8 protein-coding genes are annotated in these 16,673 nt (G+C 64.5%); 6 read left to right on the top strand and 2 right to left on the bottom strand.

The features are described 5' to 3' along the window. Nucleotides 1-13: 13 nt before the first annotated feature. Nucleotides 14-1,975, bottom strand: coding sequence for a 4-alpha-glucanotransferase (gene malQ, locus ABIC03_RS19750; protein ID WP_354060264.1), 1,962 nt, complete (start codon nucleotides 1,973-1,975; stop codon nucleotides 14-16). Between the two features lie 204 nt (nucleotides 1,976-2,179). On the opposite strand from malQ, the gene ABIC03_RS19745 reads away from it, so the two are divergent. Genes ABIC03_RS19745 through treY form a run of 6 tightly spaced genes read left to right on the top strand, consistent with a single transcriptional unit; the run spans nucleotide 2,180 to nucleotide 16,183 of the window. Further along, the gene (locus ABIC03_RS19745) at nucleotides 2,180-4,126 is read left to right on the top strand and encodes a maltotransferase domain-containing protein (protein ID WP_354060261.1); all 1,947 of its coding nucleotides are present in this window, start codon (nucleotides 2,180-2,182) and stop codon (nucleotides 4,124-4,126) included. Between the two features lie 11 nt (nucleotides 4,127-4,137). Continuing rightward, the gene (gene treS / locus ABIC03_RS19740; RefSeq protein WP_354060259.1) at nucleotides 4,138-7,431 is read left to right on the top strand and encodes a maltose alpha-D-glucosyltransferase; all 3,294 of its coding nucleotides are present in this window, start codon (nucleotides 4,138-4,140) and stop codon (nucleotides 7,429-7,431) included. Continuing rightward, complete coding sequence (gene glgB, locus ABIC03_RS19735; protein ID WP_354060258.1) at nucleotides 7,424-9,562, top strand: 1,4-alpha-glucan branching protein GlgB; 2,139 nt, start codon at nucleotides 7,424-7,426, stop codon at nucleotides 9,560-9,562. Before treS ends, glgB begins: the two co-directional genes overlap by 8 nt. A 3-nt stretch (nucleotides 9,563-9,565) precedes the next feature. Then, the gene (gene glgX / locus ABIC03_RS19730; RefSeq protein ID WP_354060256.1) at nucleotides 9,566-11,644 is read left to right on the top strand and encodes a glycogen debranching protein GlgX; all 2,079 of its coding nucleotides are present in this window, start codon (nucleotides 9,566-9,568) and stop codon (nucleotides 11,642-11,644) included. Next, nucleotides 11,641-13,395, top strand: a complete 1,755-nt coding sequence (treZ, locus tag ABIC03_RS19725) for a malto-oligosyltrehalose trehalohydrolase (RefSeq protein WP_354060254.1) — start codon at nucleotides 11,641-11,643, stop codon at nucleotides 13,393-13,395. The genes glgX and treZ overlap by 4 nt, the downstream gene beginning before the upstream one ends. A gap of 1 nt (nucleotide 13,396) precedes the next feature. Then, entirely contained in the window at nucleotides 13,397-16,183 is a 2,787-nt protein-coding gene (gene treY / locus ABIC03_RS19720; RefSeq protein ID WP_354060252.1) for a malto-oligosyltrehalose synthase, read from the top strand. A 3-nt stretch (nucleotides 16,184-16,186) separates the two neighbouring features. On the opposite strand, the gene ABIC03_RS19715 is transcribed toward treY, so the two are convergent. After that, on the bottom strand, nucleotides 16,187-16,504 hold the full coding sequence (locus tag ABIC03_RS19715; protein WP_354060250.1) for a polyhydroxyalkanoic acid system family protein: 318 nt from the start codon (nucleotides 16,502-16,504) through the stop codon (nucleotides 16,187-16,189). Between the last annotated feature and the right edge of the window lie 169 nt (nucleotides 16,505-16,673).

Raw genomic sequence — 16,673 nt, 5'->3', positions numbered from 1 at the left:
GACGACCCGGCGATCAACGCCCGCCGGGCAACGAGCGTTCCCGTGTGGCGGCCTTCAAAGCCGCGAGATCGACTTTCGAGGCGATCTTGTCGAGCGTCACAGGCAGGCGCTGGCGCCAGTTCGGATGCTCGTCGATCGTGCCGGGAATGTTCGGCTGGTCGATCACGCCGAGCAGATCCTCCAGCGACACCGCAAGCAGCCGCGACGGCGTGCGCGACAGGAAGGCGAGCACCGAATAGACATCATTGGCACGGATGCCGTTGGCACGCAGGATCTCGTCGAGCAAGCCGAGCGCATCCCAGCGGGCCTGATCGTTCTCGCCGGGATCGAGCCCGAGCGAGCGCTTCATCTTGAGATCGCTGAAGGAGCGCCAGCCGGCATAGGTCGACAAATCATGCGTGTTCAGCGTCACCAGCGCGTTGGGCCGGTAGTGGTCGACGGGCCGGAAGTGACCGGCATCGTCGCGCTCGAACATCATGACGAGGTAGGACCAGATGCCGAAATCCTGCATGGTCTCGCGAAAACCTTCCGGCACCGTGCCGAGATCCTCGCCGATCACGATGCACTTATGGGCCGCGCTCTCGCGCGCCACGGTCGCCAGCAGCGCCTCGAACGGCATCTGTACATAGGCGCCGTTGTCGGGCTTGAAGCCGCGCGGCACCAGATATAGCCGCTTCAGGCCCAGCACGTGGTCGAGACGGATGGCGCCGGAATGGCGCATCGAAGCCGCGAGCATATCGGCGAACGGCACGAAGGATTGCGCCTCCAGGCCGCCGGCATTGAAGCCGGCGAGGCCCCAATCCTGGCCGACGGTGTTGAGCACGTCCGGCGGCGCGCCGACGGCGAGATGACGGGAGATCGCCCCCTGCTCGTTCCAGGCATCGAAGCCGTTCGACTGCACGCCGACGGCAACGTCGAGATAAAGCCCGACCCGCATGCCGAGCTGGCCGGCCAGCTCCTTGGCGGCATGCAACTGGCTATCGGCGGTCCATTGCACGAATTCGACGAACTCGACCTCGTGCTTGTCGGGCCCGCTGCGCAGCTCGGCGCATTTCGCCTCGTCCGGCTGCTGCCATTCCATCGGCCATTCCCACCACGGCGCCGCGAAGCGATGACGGAGCACCTCGAAACAGGCAAAGCGGGACAACAGCGGCGCGCGAGCCGCGCGGAAGGCGTCGAACTGGTTGCGGCGGACGCCGCTCGCGGTTTTCACGAAGCTGTCGAAGGCGGCACGCAAGGCCAACCATTTCAAGGCCGCCATGTCTGGATAGGGCACACGATCGCCTTTACGGAGCCGCGCGGCGGTCGCGGCCGCGTCGGGGACGAGGTCGGAGGAAAATTCCGGGATCGCCTCGACGTCGATATAGAGCGGATTGAGAAACAGCCGGCTGTTCGGCGAATAGGGGCTGCAATCGGCCGGATGGTCGTCGAACAACACATGCAGGGGATTGAGCCCGACGCCGTCAGCCCCCAACTGCTTGGCGAGCCGGACGAGACCTGCGAGGTCGGTGAAATCGCCGATGCCCCAATTGCGGTCCGAGCGGACGCTGTAGAGCTGCACGGCAAGCAGCCAGCCGCGGTCGAAATCGCCGCCAAAGGCCCGCTCCGGCGCCACGATCATCGGCACTTCTTCGGTCACGCCTTCGGCATCGGTCAGCGTCAGGCGGTGATAGCCGAGCGGCAGGCCGGCGGGCCAGGCAATCACGGGCTCGCGCGTCTCGCCTTGCGCGATCAAATTGCCGTTGCCCGTGATCTTCCATTTGAGCGGCGGCGCACCGATCGTCGTCAATTCGGTGCGCGGATGTCCCAAGGCGCGTACCACCACGGGCCCGCTGACGAAGCGGTAAACCCGCTTCTCCGGCAGGGCGTCGAGGATGGATTTGAGGGCCACGGGATCGGTGACCCGCAGCTTTCCGAGGGCATCGACGAATTCGGATTGAACGCCCTTGATCCGGGCTTGAGCTAAAAGATCCATTCGGCACGCAGCTTGCAGGCCATTTTTTGGCCGGGGGCATCGATTTTAACGAGGTCGCGGAAGAGGTTAGTCAGGGTTAACTCGCGAGCCGCGCCTGCCGTTCCCAACGGAACCAATGACACACAAGCGGCTTTCTATAGTGGTATCAAGCGTAGGTTCCCGGCAAGGGAAACGGGCTCCTGCTTTCTTGTCAATGGCATCACCGTGAACAAGACAATTCAAACTGTCGAGAGTGCCGCAGCGGGCAGCACTTTCCTCATCGAAGACGTCTATCCCCTGATCGACGGCGGGCGCTTCCCCGTGAAGCGGATTGCGCGCGAACCGGTCGAGGTCTGGGCCGACATCTACCGCGACGGCGACGCCGTGATCGGCGCAGCGCTGATCTGGCGACAGGAGCAGGACCGCGAATGGCAGAGCGAGCCGATGATCCCTCACGGCAATGACCGCTGGTCCGGCGCGTTCACACCCGTCGAGCCCGGCAAATATGTCTATGCGATCGAAGCCTGGACCGACGAGTTCGCGACGTGGTCGCACGCGGTCGCGCGCAAGCAGCGCTCCGGCGCCGACGTCACGCTCGATGCGATCGAGGGCGCCGGCCTCCTGACCAAGGCGCATGGCGCGCAGCAGGACGCCGCCGCTCTCATCGTCAGGCAATGCGAGGACTATCTTCAGACCGGCGACGTTGCCCCGCTGCTGGCAACCGAGCTCGGCGCAGCCATGGCGGAGAGCCAGTTGCGGCCCGACCTCACGCGCTCGGCGCTATTCCCACTGTTCGTCGACCGCGACAAGGCACGCTTCGGCGCCTGGTATCAGATGATGCCGCGCAGCCAGAGCGCGGTGCCGGGACAGCACGGCACACTCCGCGACTGCATAGCGCGCGTGCCCGACATCGCCGCGATGGGCTTTGACGTGCTCTACTTCACGCCGATCCATCCCATTGGCCGCAGCCGGCGCAAGGGCCGCAATAATGCTCCGGTAGCGGGCGACGGCGATTCCGGCTCGCCTTATGCGATCGGCGCCATCGAGGGCGGGCACGATGCGCTGCACCCCGAACTCGGCACGATCGAGGATTTTCGCGCGCTGGTCGCGACCTGCCTGGAATACGGCCTCGAACTCGCGCTCGACTTCGCCGTGCAATGCTCGCCGGACCACCCGTGGCTGACGCAGCATCCGGAATGGTTCAAATGGCGGCCGGACCGCTCGGTGCGGACGGCTGACGGCCCCTATTCCGATATCGTCATCCCCGATTTCACGTCCCTCGACCGGGCTGGACTGTGGAATGCGTTTCGCGACGCCATGCTGTTCTGGATCGACCACGGCGTCACCATCTTCGCCATCGACAATCACGACACCGCGCCGCTCGCTTTCTGGGAGTGGCTGATCCGTGACATCCGCCGCCGGCATCCCGAGGTGATCCTGTTCTCCAAGACGTTCGCGCGCCCGAAGCTGATGAAGGGGCTCGCCAAGCTCGGCTTTGCACAATCGTTCAGCTATTTCCCCTGGCGCACGGCAAAGTGGGAGCTGGAGCAATATCTCGGCGAGCTGACGCGCTACCCCGAACGTGAATTCTATCGGCCGAACCTGTTCGTGAACACGCCCGATCTTTTGCCCTATCATCTCCAGGGCGGCGAGACATGGGCGTTCAAATCCCGCGTCGCGCTGGCGGCGACCTTGTCCGGCAGTTACGGCGTCTACAGCGGATTCGAGTTGCTGGAGCACGACGCGGTCCCCGGCCGCGAGGAATATCTCGACTCCGAGAAATACCAGATCAAGCAGCGCGACTGGAACAAGCCCGGCAACATCAAGGCCTACATCACGGAGCTCAATCGCATCCGCAATGAGAATGCTGCGCTTCAGCAGACGGCGAACCTGCGCTTCCTCGGCATCGAAGACGGCGAGACGATCGCCTTCGTCAAGGAAGCGACCGGCCCGGCCAACATCGTCGTGGCCGTGGTTGCGCTCTCGCGCGACGTTCGCGAGTTCTGGTTGCCGCTCGCCGACGTCACGGTTGACGCCGGCGGGAAGCGACACCATGTGTCGGCACTCGAAAACCTCCTCACCGGCGAACAGGCCCGCATCGAATGGGGCGGGATCAGGTTGCGTATCGATCCCGAGCGCGATCCGGCGCTGCTGTTCCGCTGCCTGGCGTAAGGGCGCACGCCATGAACGTATTGTCTTCCGTCGACACCAAGAAAGCCGAGGCTGCCGAGATCGTGGATGAGCTCTGGTACAAGGACGCCATTATCTATCAGCTCCACGTCAAGGCGTTTGCCGATAGCAATCAGGACGGTATCGGCGACTTCGCAGGCCTGACCGAGAAGCTGCCTTATCTGCAGGAGCTCGGCGTCACCGCGCTGTGGCTGCTGCCGTTCTATCCTTCCCCCGGCCGCGACGATGGCTACGACATCGCCGACTACGGCGCGGTCAATCCCGATTTCGGGACGATGAAGGATTTCAAGCGCTTCATCCAGGAGGCGCAGAAGCGCGGCTTGCGCGTCATCACCGAGCTCGTCGTCAACCACACCTCGGACCAGCACAATTGGTTCAAGCGCGCGCGCCGCAGCCCTCCGGGCTCGAGCGCCCGCAACTGGTATGTCTGGAGCGACACCGACCAGAAATACCAAGGCACCCGCATCATCTTCACCGACACCGAGAAGTCGAACTGGACCTGGGACCACGAGGCCGGCGCGTTCTATTGGCACCGCTTCTTCTCGCACCAGCCGGATCTCAATTTCGACAATCCCCGCGTCGTCAGCGCCCTGATCCAGGTGATGAAGCGCTGGCTGGACGCCGGTGTCGACGGCTTCCGGCTGGACGCCATTCCCTATCTCTGCGAGCGCGAAGGCACCTCGAACGAGAACCTCCCGGAGACGCACGCCATCATCAAGCGGCTCCGCCATGAGCTCGATTCCTACTCCAAGGGCAAGCTGCTGCTGGCCGAGGCCAACCAATGGCCGGAGGACGTGCAGGAATATTTCGGCCGCGGCGACGAATGCCACATGGCCTACCACTTCCCGCTGATGCCGCGAATCTACATGGCGATCGCGCAGGAGGACCGCTTCCCGATCACAGACATCCTGCGCCAGACGCCGGACATTCCGGCGAGCTGCCAATGGGCGCTGTTCCTGCGCAACCATGACGAGCTGACGCTGGAGATGGTGACCGACGTCGAGCGCGACTATCTGTGGACCACCTACGCCAACGATCCGCGCGCCCGCATCAATGTCGGCATCCGCCGGCGCCTCGCGCCGCTGATGGACAACGACCGGCGCAAGATCGAGCTCATGAACTCGCTGCTGCTGTCCTTCCCGGGAACGCCGATCATCTATTACGGCGACGAGATCGGCATGGGCGACAACATCTATCTCGGCGACCGCAACGGCGTGCGCACGCCGATGCAGTGGAGCCCGGACCGCAACGGCGGCTTCTCGCGCTGCGACCCTGCCCGCCTCTATGCGCCGCTGATCATGGATCCCGTCTACGGCTATGAATCAGTGAACGTGGAGGCGCAGTCGCGCAGCCTGTCCTCGCTGCTCAGCGCCACCAAGCGCCTGATCTCGGTGCGCAAATCGACGCTCGCCTTCGGCCGCGGCACCATGACCTTCATCCGTCCGGCCAACCGCGCCGTGCTGGCCTATGTCCGGCAGTACCGCGACGAGGTGATCCTCTGCGTCGCCAATCTGTCGCGCGCAGCCCAGGCGACCGAGCTCGATCTGTCGCCCTGGAAGGACCGCATCCCGCAGGAGATGCTCGGCCGCACGCGTTTTCCGGCGATCGGCGAACTGCCCTACATGGTCACGCTGGGGCCCTATGGCTTCTACTGGTTCCAGCTCGCCGAGCGCGACAAGTCCGAGCCGGTGACACCGCGCGCTGTGCCGGAATTCGAGACGCTGGTGGTGCCGGTGAACTCGACCTGGGTGTCGCTGGCGCGCGAGCGCGGCGTGTTCGAGCATGAGGTGCTGCCGGGCTTCCTGTCGCGCACACGCTGGTATCCGGAGCACAATCCCAAGCACATCAAACCGACGCTGACCTCGGCGGTGCCGTTCTGCGACATCGGCGACAACAGGCCCTGGATCGCGTTCTTCGAGGCGGCGCAGGGCGACGTCACCACGCGCTACGTGCTGCCGATGCAGATCGAATGGGTTCGCTTCGACCGCGAACGCTTCAATCCCAGGGCGCTCGCCGCCGTACGCCAGGGTGCCCGCGAAGGCACGCTGCTGGATGTGGCAACCGAGCAGATTTTCATTGGCCTGTTCCTGCGCAATCTGTCGCAGAACCTAGTGGTGGAGGAAAACAATCTGCGGCTGGAGTTCAAGGCGACCAGCCGGTTTGCCGAGTACACCATCAAGGAGCCCGAACGCATCCGCGCGATCGAACAGTCGAACAGCACCGCGCTGGTCGACAACCAGTATGTCGCCAAGATCTATCGCCAGCTCGAAGCCGGTATCCATCCCGAGATCGAGATCGGCTCCTATCTCACCGAAATCGCCCGCTTTGCCAATACGCCGGCACTGCTCGGCAGCGTCGAGCTGGTCGAAGACGACCGCCGCAGCGCGGTCGGCGTGCTGCACGCCTATGTCGAGAACCAGGGCGACGGCTGGGGCGTCACCGCGGGCTATCTCGACCGCTATATCGACGAGCAGCGGGTGCTGCCTCCGGGCGAGATGCCCCGCGAGACCCAGGAGCAAGCGCCCTATCTGCACTTCATTACGCAGATCGGCCGGCGGCTCGCCGAGCTGCATGTGGCTCTGGCCGCCGCAAAGCCTGGCGATCTCGCGCCGGAGCCGATTGGCTCCGTACAAATCAAGCGCTGGTCATCCGAGCTCAAGGCACGGGCCGAACGGGTCTTCGAGCGGCTGGCCGCCAGCACCGACGGCCTGCGGGAGGCGGATCGACCGCTGATCAATCAGCTCGTCGCGGAGCGCGCGTCCCTGTCCGGCCGGCTCAACGCGCTATTACCTTCCGAGATCGGCGGGTTGAACATCCGTCATCATGGCGACTTCCGCCTCGGGCAAACTCTGATCGTGAAGGACGATATCTTCATCATCGACTTCGACGGAGATCCGCGTTTGCCGCAGGCCGACAAGCGGCGCAAGCTGCCTGCGGCGCGCGACGTTGCCGGCCTGATCCGCTCGATTGATCTTTCGGTTAACGCGGCGCTCCATCGCGCGCTCACGGGCGCCTCCGACGAACAGGGCCGGCTTACGGCTGCGCTCGACGAATGGCGCGAGCGCACCACCGCGACGTTCCTCACCGCCTACCGCGACGCCATGACCGATCGGCGGCTGTGGCCGGAAGATCCGCAATCCGCGGCAGGCCTGTTAAGCTTTTTCCTGCTTGATCATGCGTTCGAGGAAGTAGAGTACGAGCTGTCCAACCGGCCTGAGGGGCTCCATGCGCCGCTGTCCGGACTGCTTCGCATTCTGTCCAGTATCGAGAGCGAAGCCCATGCCTAAACTCCCTGCCGAGGCCTATGCGATCATCGAGGGTCGCCACTCCGATCCCTTCCACTATCTCGGGCTGCATCCCGAGGGCGACAAGAGCGTGGTGCGCGCGTTTCTTCCCGATGCTTCCAACGTCGAAGCGGTGGGCGAGCACGGCGAGGTGGCGAAGCTCGATCGCGTCCATGATGCCGGCCTGTTCATCGGCGCTCTACCGAACGGCGCGAAGCACTACCAGCTCCGCGCCAAGTTCGGCGACAACGTCATCGAGTTCGAGGACACCTATCGCTTTCCGCCGATCCTGACCGATTTCGATCTCTATCTGCTCGGCGAAGGCACCCACCAGCGCCTTTACGACAAGCTCGGCGCGCATCCGATGCGGCTCGAAGGCATCGATGGCATCGGCTTCGTGGTGCTGGCGCCCAACGCCCGGCGTGTCTCCGTGGTCGGCGACTTCAACTTCTGGGACGGGCGGCGCCATCCGATGCGGGTGCGCGGCGCGGGCTATTGGGAATTGTTCATCCCGCACGCCAAGGCCGGCGACCACTACAAGTTCGAAATCATCGGACCGCATGGCCATCTACTTCCGCTGAAGTCCGATCCGATGGCCTTTGCGAGTGAGGTGCGGCCGAAGACCGCTTCCATCGTGTTCGACGAAGCGCATCTGCCGCGGCCGCGACCGGCACCCGACGGCATCAACGCGTTGTCCGCGCCGATGTCGATCTATGAGGTCCATCTCGGCTCGTGGCGGCGCAAGAACGGCGATGAATGGCTGACCTATCGCGAGCTGGCCGAGCAGTTGCCGGCCTACGCCCGCGACATGGGCTTCACCCATCTCGAATTCCTCCCCGTCAGCGAGCATCCATTCGACGGCTCATGGGGCTATCAGCCGACCGGCCTGTATGCGCCGACCAGCCGCTTCGGCACGCCGGAGGATTTTGCCGCGCTGGTCGATGCCTGCCACCGCGAGGGAGTCGGCGTTCTGCTCGACTGGGTGCCCGGCCACTTCCCTGACGATCCGCACGGGCTCGGCAGTTTTGACGGCACGGCGCTGTACGAGCACGCCAATCCGCTCCAGGGCCGTCACCTCGATTGGGGCACGCTGATCTACAATTACGGCCGCACCGAAGTGACGAACTTCCTGGTGTCGAACGCGCTGTTCTGGCTCGAGCGCTACGCGATCGACGGACTGCGCGTCGATGCGGTCGCCTCCATGCTCTACCTCGACTACAGCCGTCCGCCCGGCGCGTGGATTCCGAACCAGCATGGCGGCCGGGAGAACATCGAGGCGATCGCGTTCCTGCGCCGCTTCAACACCGAGCTGTTCGCGCGTTTCCCGCAGGCGACCACGGCCGCCGAAGAGTCCACCGCCTGGCCGCAGGTCTCGCGTCCGGTCGAATTCGGCGGGCTCGGCTTCGGCTACAAGTGGAACATGGGCTGGATGCACGACACGCTGAACTACATCGGCAAGGACCCGATCCACCGCAAGCATCATCACGGCGACATCCTGTTCGGCCTGCACTACGCCTTCTCGGAGAACTTCGTCCTGCCGCTGTCGCATGACGAGGTCGTGCACGGCAAGCGCTCGATCCTGGGACGCATGCCCGGCGACGAATGGCAGCGTTTCGCGAATTTGCGCGCCTATTACAGCTTCATGTTCGGCCATCCCGGCAAGAAGCTGCTGTTCATGGGCGCCGAGATCGCGCAAAGCCGCGAATGGAATCACGACCAGTCGCTCGACTGGCACTTGCTCGGGTATAAGCCCCATTCAGGCATCCAGGCGCTGATCCGCGATCTCAACCGGCTTTATCGCGCGGTGCCCGCTCTGCACCAGATGGACTGCGAGCCGGCCGGTTTCGAGTGGCTGATCACCGACGACGCCAACCGAAACGTGTTCGCCTGGCTGCGCAAGGGATTTGACGAGCACGCCCGGTGTATGGTGATCGTCAACTTCTCACCTAACGTCTATCGCAACTACCGCGTTCGGGCGCCCTTCGGCGGCAAGTGGAAGGAAGTGTTCAACTCGGACTCCGCCCATTACGGCGGCAGCAATGTCGGCAACATCGGCGAGGTCCACGCCGTCAATGGCGAGCTCCGCCTCACCATTCCGCCGCTCGCCGCGATCTTCCTCGTTCCGGAAAGCTGAACGATGCGCCTGACTGCTGGATCGCCCGCACGCCTCGGCGCAAGCTGGGACGGACGCGGCACCAATTTCGCGCTGTTCTCCGCCAACGCGCAGAAGGTCGAGCTGTGCCTGTTCGACATGCAGGGCCGCCGCGAACTCGAGCGCGTCGAGTTGCCGGAGCGCACCGAGGATGTCTGGCACGGCTATCTCAACGACGTCTCGCCCGGCCAGCTCTACGGCTACCGCGTGCATGGCCCCTACGAGCCCGAACAGGGCCACCGCTTCAACGCCAACAAGCTGCTGCTCGACCCCTATGCCAAGCGGCTTTCGGGGCGGCTGGTCTGGAGTGATGCGCATTTCGCCTATCGCACCGGAAGCCCGCGCGAGGATCTGTCGTTCGACCGGCGCGACAACGCGCGCGGCATGCCCAAGGCTGTCGTCGTCGACGAGACTTTCAACTGGGGCCGCCGCGAGATCCGGCCCAACATTCCCTGGGAAGACACCATCATCTACGAGGCTCACGTCAAGGGACTGACACAAAAGCGCGACGACGTGCCGCCGAATTTGCGCGGCACCTATGGCGGCCTGTCCTCGCCGGCCATGATCGAGCACCTGAGGAAGCTCGGCGTCACCACGGTGGAGCTCCTGCCGGTGCACAGTTTCGTCGACGACCGCATCTTGGTGGAGAAGAAGCTCGCTAATTACTGGGGCTACAACACCTTGTCCTTCTTCGCGCCCGAGCAGCGCTACGCCCAGGACAACGCCCTCGATTCCTTCCGCACCACGGTCGCACGCCTGCACGATGCCGGCATCGAGGTGATGCTCGACGTCGTCTACAACCACACCGCCGAGGGCAATCACCTCGGCCCGACGCTGTGCTACCGCGGCATCGACAACGCCTCCTATTACTGGCTGAACCGCGAGAACCCGCGCTATTACGACGACTTCACCGGCTGCGGCTCGTCGGTGAACCTCACCCACCCGCGCGTGCTGCAGATGGTGATGGATTCCCTGCGCTACTGGGTCGAGGTCTGCCACGTCGACGGCTTCCGTTTCGACCTCGCCACCACGCTGGCGCGCGGGCCGAACGGGTATGATCGCGGCAGCTCGTTCCTGACCGCGATCCGCCAGGACCCTGTGCTGGCGAGCGTCAAGCTCGTCGCCGAACCCTGGGACCTCGGGCTCGGCGGCTACCAGGTCGGCGCATTTCCCTCGCAATGGTCGGAATGGAACGACCGTTACCGCAGCGCCATGCGCCGCTACTGGAGCGGCGAAGGCAGCCTGATCGGCGACATCTCCAGCCGCATGACGGCATCCTCCGACCTGTTCAACCACGGTGGACGGCGGCCGCGCGCCAGCGTCAACCACATCACCGTGCATGACGGTTTCACCCTCGCCGATCTCTTCAGCTACAACGAGAAGCACAACGAGGCCAATGGCGAGGACAATCGCGACGGCTCAAACGACAACCACAGCAACAATTGCGGTGTCGAGGGCCCGTCCGACGATCCCCAGATCGTCAGCTTGCGCCGGCAGCTTCGCAAGAACGTGCTGGCCTGCCTCATGCTGGCGCAGGGCATCCCGCTGATCCTCGCCGGTGACGAGGTCGGGAATTCGCAATCGGGCAACAACAACGCCTATTGCCAGGACAACGAGGTTGGCTGGGTCGGCTGGGACAATCTCGGCAAGGACGGCGACGACATGGTCGATTTCGTCGCCGAACTCGCCGAGATCCGCCGCCGATTCTCGCAGCTTCGCAGCCATCGCTGGCTCGACGGCCGCCCCAAGGACGGCATCTCCTATGGCGCGCTGTGGCTGACACCGGCGGGTGACGAAATGACGGAAAGCGACTGGAAATTTCCGGAAGGGCGGTTTCTCTCCTATGTGATGGGGCCGATGGAACCGGGCAGCGCGGCGATCTTTATCGTACTCAACGCAGCCCCCGAAGAGATCGCATTCAAATTGCCAAAATTGACCGAATACAAGAGCTGGCAACAAATCCTGAACACGACCGACGCCAAGCTGAACACGGTCGACTTCCTGCCCGGAAGCGACAGCAAGGCGCCGCCGCGCTCCGTGCTCGCTTTCGCGGGGGCGCTATGAGGCCATCCTTCGGGGCGAGGCCGACGAAGGACGGCGTGTCGTTCCGGCTGTGGGCGCCTGCCGCGCGCCGTGTCGATCTCCTGCTCGACCGACGACACGCCATGCAGCGCCGGCAGGATGGCTGGTATGTCGCCGACATTGCCGACCTGCCCATCGGCAGCAACTACAAATTCAGGATCGACGACGAGATCGACGTGCCCGATCCGGCGTCTGCATTCCAATCGGACGACGTGTTCGGCCCGAGCGAGGTGATTGATCATGACGCCTTCGCCTGGCGCGCATCCGATTGGCGCGGCCGTCCCTGGGAAGAGACGGTGCTGATCGAGACGCATGTCGGCACCTTCACCGCGGAAGGCACCTACCGCGCCATGATCGACAAGCTCGATCATCTCGTCGCGACCGGCATCACCGCGGTCGAGCTGATGCCGCTGGCCGACTTCGCCGGTCGCCGCGGCTGGGGTTATGATGGCGTGCTGTGGTACGCGCCCGACAGCGCCTATGGCCATCCCGATGAATTGAAGACGCTGATCGACGAAGCCCATCTGCGCGGGCTGATGGTGGTCCTCGACGTCGTCTACAATCATTTCGGCCCCGAGGGAAACTACCTCGGCCGCTACGCGCCAGCCTTCTTCACCGACGCGCACACGCCATGGGGCAGTGCGATCGATTATCGCGTGCCGCAGGTTCGCGCTTTTGCCGTCGAGAACGCGCTGTCGTGGCTCAGCGACTATCGCTTCGACGGCCTGAGGCTCGATGCCGCCAATCACATCATGGCGATCCCCGGCGAGCAATCGATGCTGCAAGACCTCAGCGTCGCCGCGGGCGAGCTTGCCAAGGCGACGGGGCGGCATATCCATCTCGTGCTGGAGAACGGCGACAACCGCGCGAGCCTGCTCGACGCCGCGCAGGAGCCCCCGAACGGTAAATATCGCGGCCAGTGGAATGACGACTACCACCATGTCTGGCACGTGATGCTGACGGGCGAGCTGGCCGGCTATTATGCGGACTATCAAACGCCGCGGCTCGATCTCGCACGCGCGCTCGCCTCCGGCTTCGTCTATCAGGGCGAGATCTCTGAATTCTGGGGCAAGAAGCCGCGCGGCGAGAAGAGTGACGCGCTGCCGCCGGCAACCTTCGTCAACTTCCTGCAAAATCACGACCAGATCGGCAACCGGCCGCTCGGCGACCGGCTCGAAAGCCTGGCACCGCCCAAGCAGATCGAAGCCGCACTCGCGGTGACCCTGCTCGCGCCGATGGTACCGATGCTGTTCCAGGGCGAGGAGTGGGGCTCGACCGCGCCCTTCCCGTTCTTCTGCGACTTCCAGGGCGGGCTGGCTGATGCCGTGCGCAAGGGGCGCAAGCACGAATACGCCTGGGCCTATGAGACGTACGGCGAGGAGGTGCCCGACCCGCTCGATCCGGCAACGCTGCAATCGGCCGTGCTCGACTGGACCGGCCACACGCCGGAGCAGGATGCACGTCTCGCGCTGGTGCGGGAGCTGCTCGCACTCCGCCACAAGGAGATCGCGCCACGACTGAAAGGTGCTCGCTTTGGCGGTGCCGCCGTGGCCGATAACGGCCTGCTCACCGCACATTGGCACATGGGAGATGGCACGACGCTGCGCCTCGTGGCCAATCTCTCCGACAAGGACATTGCGTATTCCGACGACGGCGTGGGGACCCTGATCTGGGGCGGCGCGACCGGCGACCGGCTTGCGCCCTGGTCGGTGGTCTGGCGCCTCGGAGGTTGACATGCCTTCAGCCATTCCTCTCGCAACCTACCGGCTTCAGCTCACCGCGGACTTCGACTTCGACAAGGCCGCCGCGGTGGTGCCGTATCTGAAGGCGTTGGGGATCACGCATCTCTACACCTCGCCGGTGATGAAGGCCCGCAAGGGCTCGACGCACGGCTATGACACCGTCGATCACAGCCAGTTCAATCCGGAGCTCGGCGGCGAGGCCGGCTTTGGGCGGCTGAGCGAGGCGCTGACGCAGAACGACCTCGGCCTCGTCATCGATTTCGTACCCAACCATGTCGGCGTGCACTTTGCCGACAATCCCTGGTGGCTGGACGTGCTGGAATGGGGCCAGGCCTCGCCGCACGCTGTCTCCTTCGACATCGACTGGGATCAACTGGCTTTCCGCGCACGTGGCGGCGTGCTGCTGCCGATCCTCGGAGCGTCCTATGGCGAAGCGCTCGAGAGCGGCGACATCCAGCTGCGCTACGATCCCGACGAAGGTAGTTTTTCCGCCTGGTATTTCGAGCATCGATTGCCGATCGCGCCGGAGCGCTATGGCGAGATGCTGCGGATGATCGTGAAGGAAGCCGACGCCGCCGAGACCGAGGCCGGCAAGCGCCTGCTGTCGCTCGCGGCCCGCTACACGGGACTGCGCCGTCCCAACCGCAAGGAAGCACCCGGCTTCAAGGCGGAGCTTAGGGAGATCGCAGGCAGCGCCGATATCATCGCGCGCGGCCTCGGCGCCTATCGCGCCGCCAAGGATCGCCCCGCACAGACGCTGGCGCTACATCATTTGCTGGAACGCCAGCACTACAAGCTCGGGCACTGGCGGCTTGCCTCCAGCGACATCAACTATCGCCGCTTCTTCGACGTCAACGGGCTCGCCGGCATGCGCGTCGAGGATCCCGGCACGTTCGCCGCCACGCACCGGCTGGTGAAGCAACTCATTGCCGACGGCAAACTGCAAGGCATCCGGCTCGACCATATCGACGGCCTGCGCGATCCCGCGCAATATTGTCAGCGGCTGCGCCGGCTGGTGCGCGACGCGCAGGGCACCATAAAGCCGTTCTATACGGTGATCGAGAAAATCCTGTGCGAGCACGAGCGCCTGCCGCATTTCGCCGGCGTCCAGGGCACCACCGGCTATGAGTGGATGAATGCCATCACTCACGTTCTGGTCGACGCCAAGGGGCTGGAGGCCCTGGACGAGACCTGGCGGCAGATCAGCAACCGGTCGCCACGGCTCGCGCCTTACGTCAAGGACGCCAAACGGCGCGTGCTGGAGACGTTGCTGACCAGCGAATTCACGGTTCTGACGCGCCTGCTTGCGCGCATCGCCAACGGGCACTATTCGACCCGCGACTTTTCAGCCGACAGCCTGCGGCAGGCGCTCGAACTCTACGTGCTGCATTTCCCGGTGTACCGGACCTACCTGACGACAAGCGCGCCAACGGCGAACGATCGCAAGCTGATCGACGACACCATCGATGCCGCTCGCCGGGAATGGTTCGCCGCGGACGAAGGCATTTTCGACTTCCTGCGCGATGCGCTCATCATGGATTTGCTCAAGCCTGGCCGTCCCCCGCACAGCGCCCCGCGCGTGCGTCGGTTTGCGCTGAAGGTGCAGCAATTCACCGGGCCGATGATGGCGAAGTCGCTGGAGGACACCGCTTTTTATCAATTCCACCGGCTGCTCGCCCTGAACGAAGTCGGTGGCGATCCCGCGAGCAAGGGCCTCACCATTCCCGCTTTCCACGAGATCATGCAGACCCGCGCCAGGGAATGGCCGCAAGGGATGACGGCGACCGCCACGCACGACACCAAACGTGGCGAGGACGCCCGCGCGCGGATCTCTGCCTTAAGTGAAATTCCCGGCGAATGGACCAGTGCCGTGTCACGCTGGAAAGTCCTGAACGCGCCGCACCTCGCGCTCGACGGCAATCTGCGCGCTCCTTCGGCCACGTTCGAATACATGCTCTACCAGACGCTGCTCGGCGCCTGGCCGCTCGGGGAGACGGCCGAAGCCGGCTTCGTCGAGCGTATCCAGGCCTATGCGCTCAAGGCCGCGCGCGAGGGTAAGGAGGAGACAAGCTGGCTCAACCCGCACGAGGCCTATGAGAACGGCGTCAAGAGCTTCATCGCGAAGATCCTCGATCCCGCGCTGTCAGGCGAATTCCTGGAGGCGCTGCAAACCCTGGCACGCCGCGTCGCGCTGCTCGGCGCGCTGAACGCGTTGAGCCAGCTCACGCTCAAGGCGACCCTGCCGGGCGTGCCCGATTTCTATCAGGGCACCGAATTCTGGGATTTGTCGTTGGTCGATCCCGACAACCGCCGCCCGGTGGATTTTTCCGCGCGACACACGGTGCTGGGCACGCTGGACAATCCGGATTGGAATCATCTGATCAAGAGTTGGCCGGACGGCCAGCTCAAGCTGGCCTGGACGCGGCACCTGCTCAAGCTGCGCAACGAGCTGCCCGACGCCTTCGCGCGAGGTGACTACCAGCCGCTTCCGGTGCGGGGCGCACATGCCGACCATGTCGTGGCCTTTGCCCGCCGCCACGGCCGCAATGCTGCGATCGTCGCGGTCGGGCGCCACTTCGCTCTTTTCACGCAAGCAGGACGCGAATGGCCGGCGTTCGATGGGGTCGACGCCACCATCGACGTCACGGGCTATAGCGTGCCGGGTTTTGCAGGCAACGATCTGCCGCTCGCGCAGGCGCTTCGCGGTTTTCCAGCTTCGGTCATCCCGGCGCGCCCCGCGGATGCGGCGAAGCCAGTCCGACAGCGCAGCCGCGCTTGAACGCTAGCCTTTCGCGTCTTTGCCCAACAGCAGCTGGCCGCGCTTGCGGATCGTGGCCTGCGCCATCTCCGCAAAGCGCTGCAACAGCCAAGGCAGTACCACCTGCACCTTGACGTGATCGTCGGCGACGTCGACCTGCCCCGTTGCGATCTGCCCGAGCGCGCGGATGCGGAAATTCATGCTGTCGCCGTTCCAGCGCTCCTCCTCGACCTGCATCACGGGAATGCTGGCGGCGGCACGGCCGAGCCCGGTCTTGAGACGGCGCACCGCCTCCTCGCGGCCGAGGCGATGGGGAATGGAGACGACAAGCGGTGCTGACATGGCTCTGCCCAGTTAGTGATTGAACCTCACATAATCATGCCCGCCGGTACCACAAAGGTTCCATGCAAGTGGAGCGTGCAACCGGTGTTTCATTGGGGGAACTTTAAAACCTGCGGCAAGTTGCCCTCGCACAACGGGACAGGTTGCAACGACCCTTCCAACGAAGGGC

It is taken from the genome of Bradyrhizobium sp. RT6a (assembly GCF_040547675.1).
Taxonomy (GTDB): Bacteria; Pseudomonadota; Alphaproteobacteria; order Rhizobiales; family Xanthobacteraceae; genus Bradyrhizobium.
This window is presented reverse-complemented; position numbering and strand designations above follow the sequence as displayed.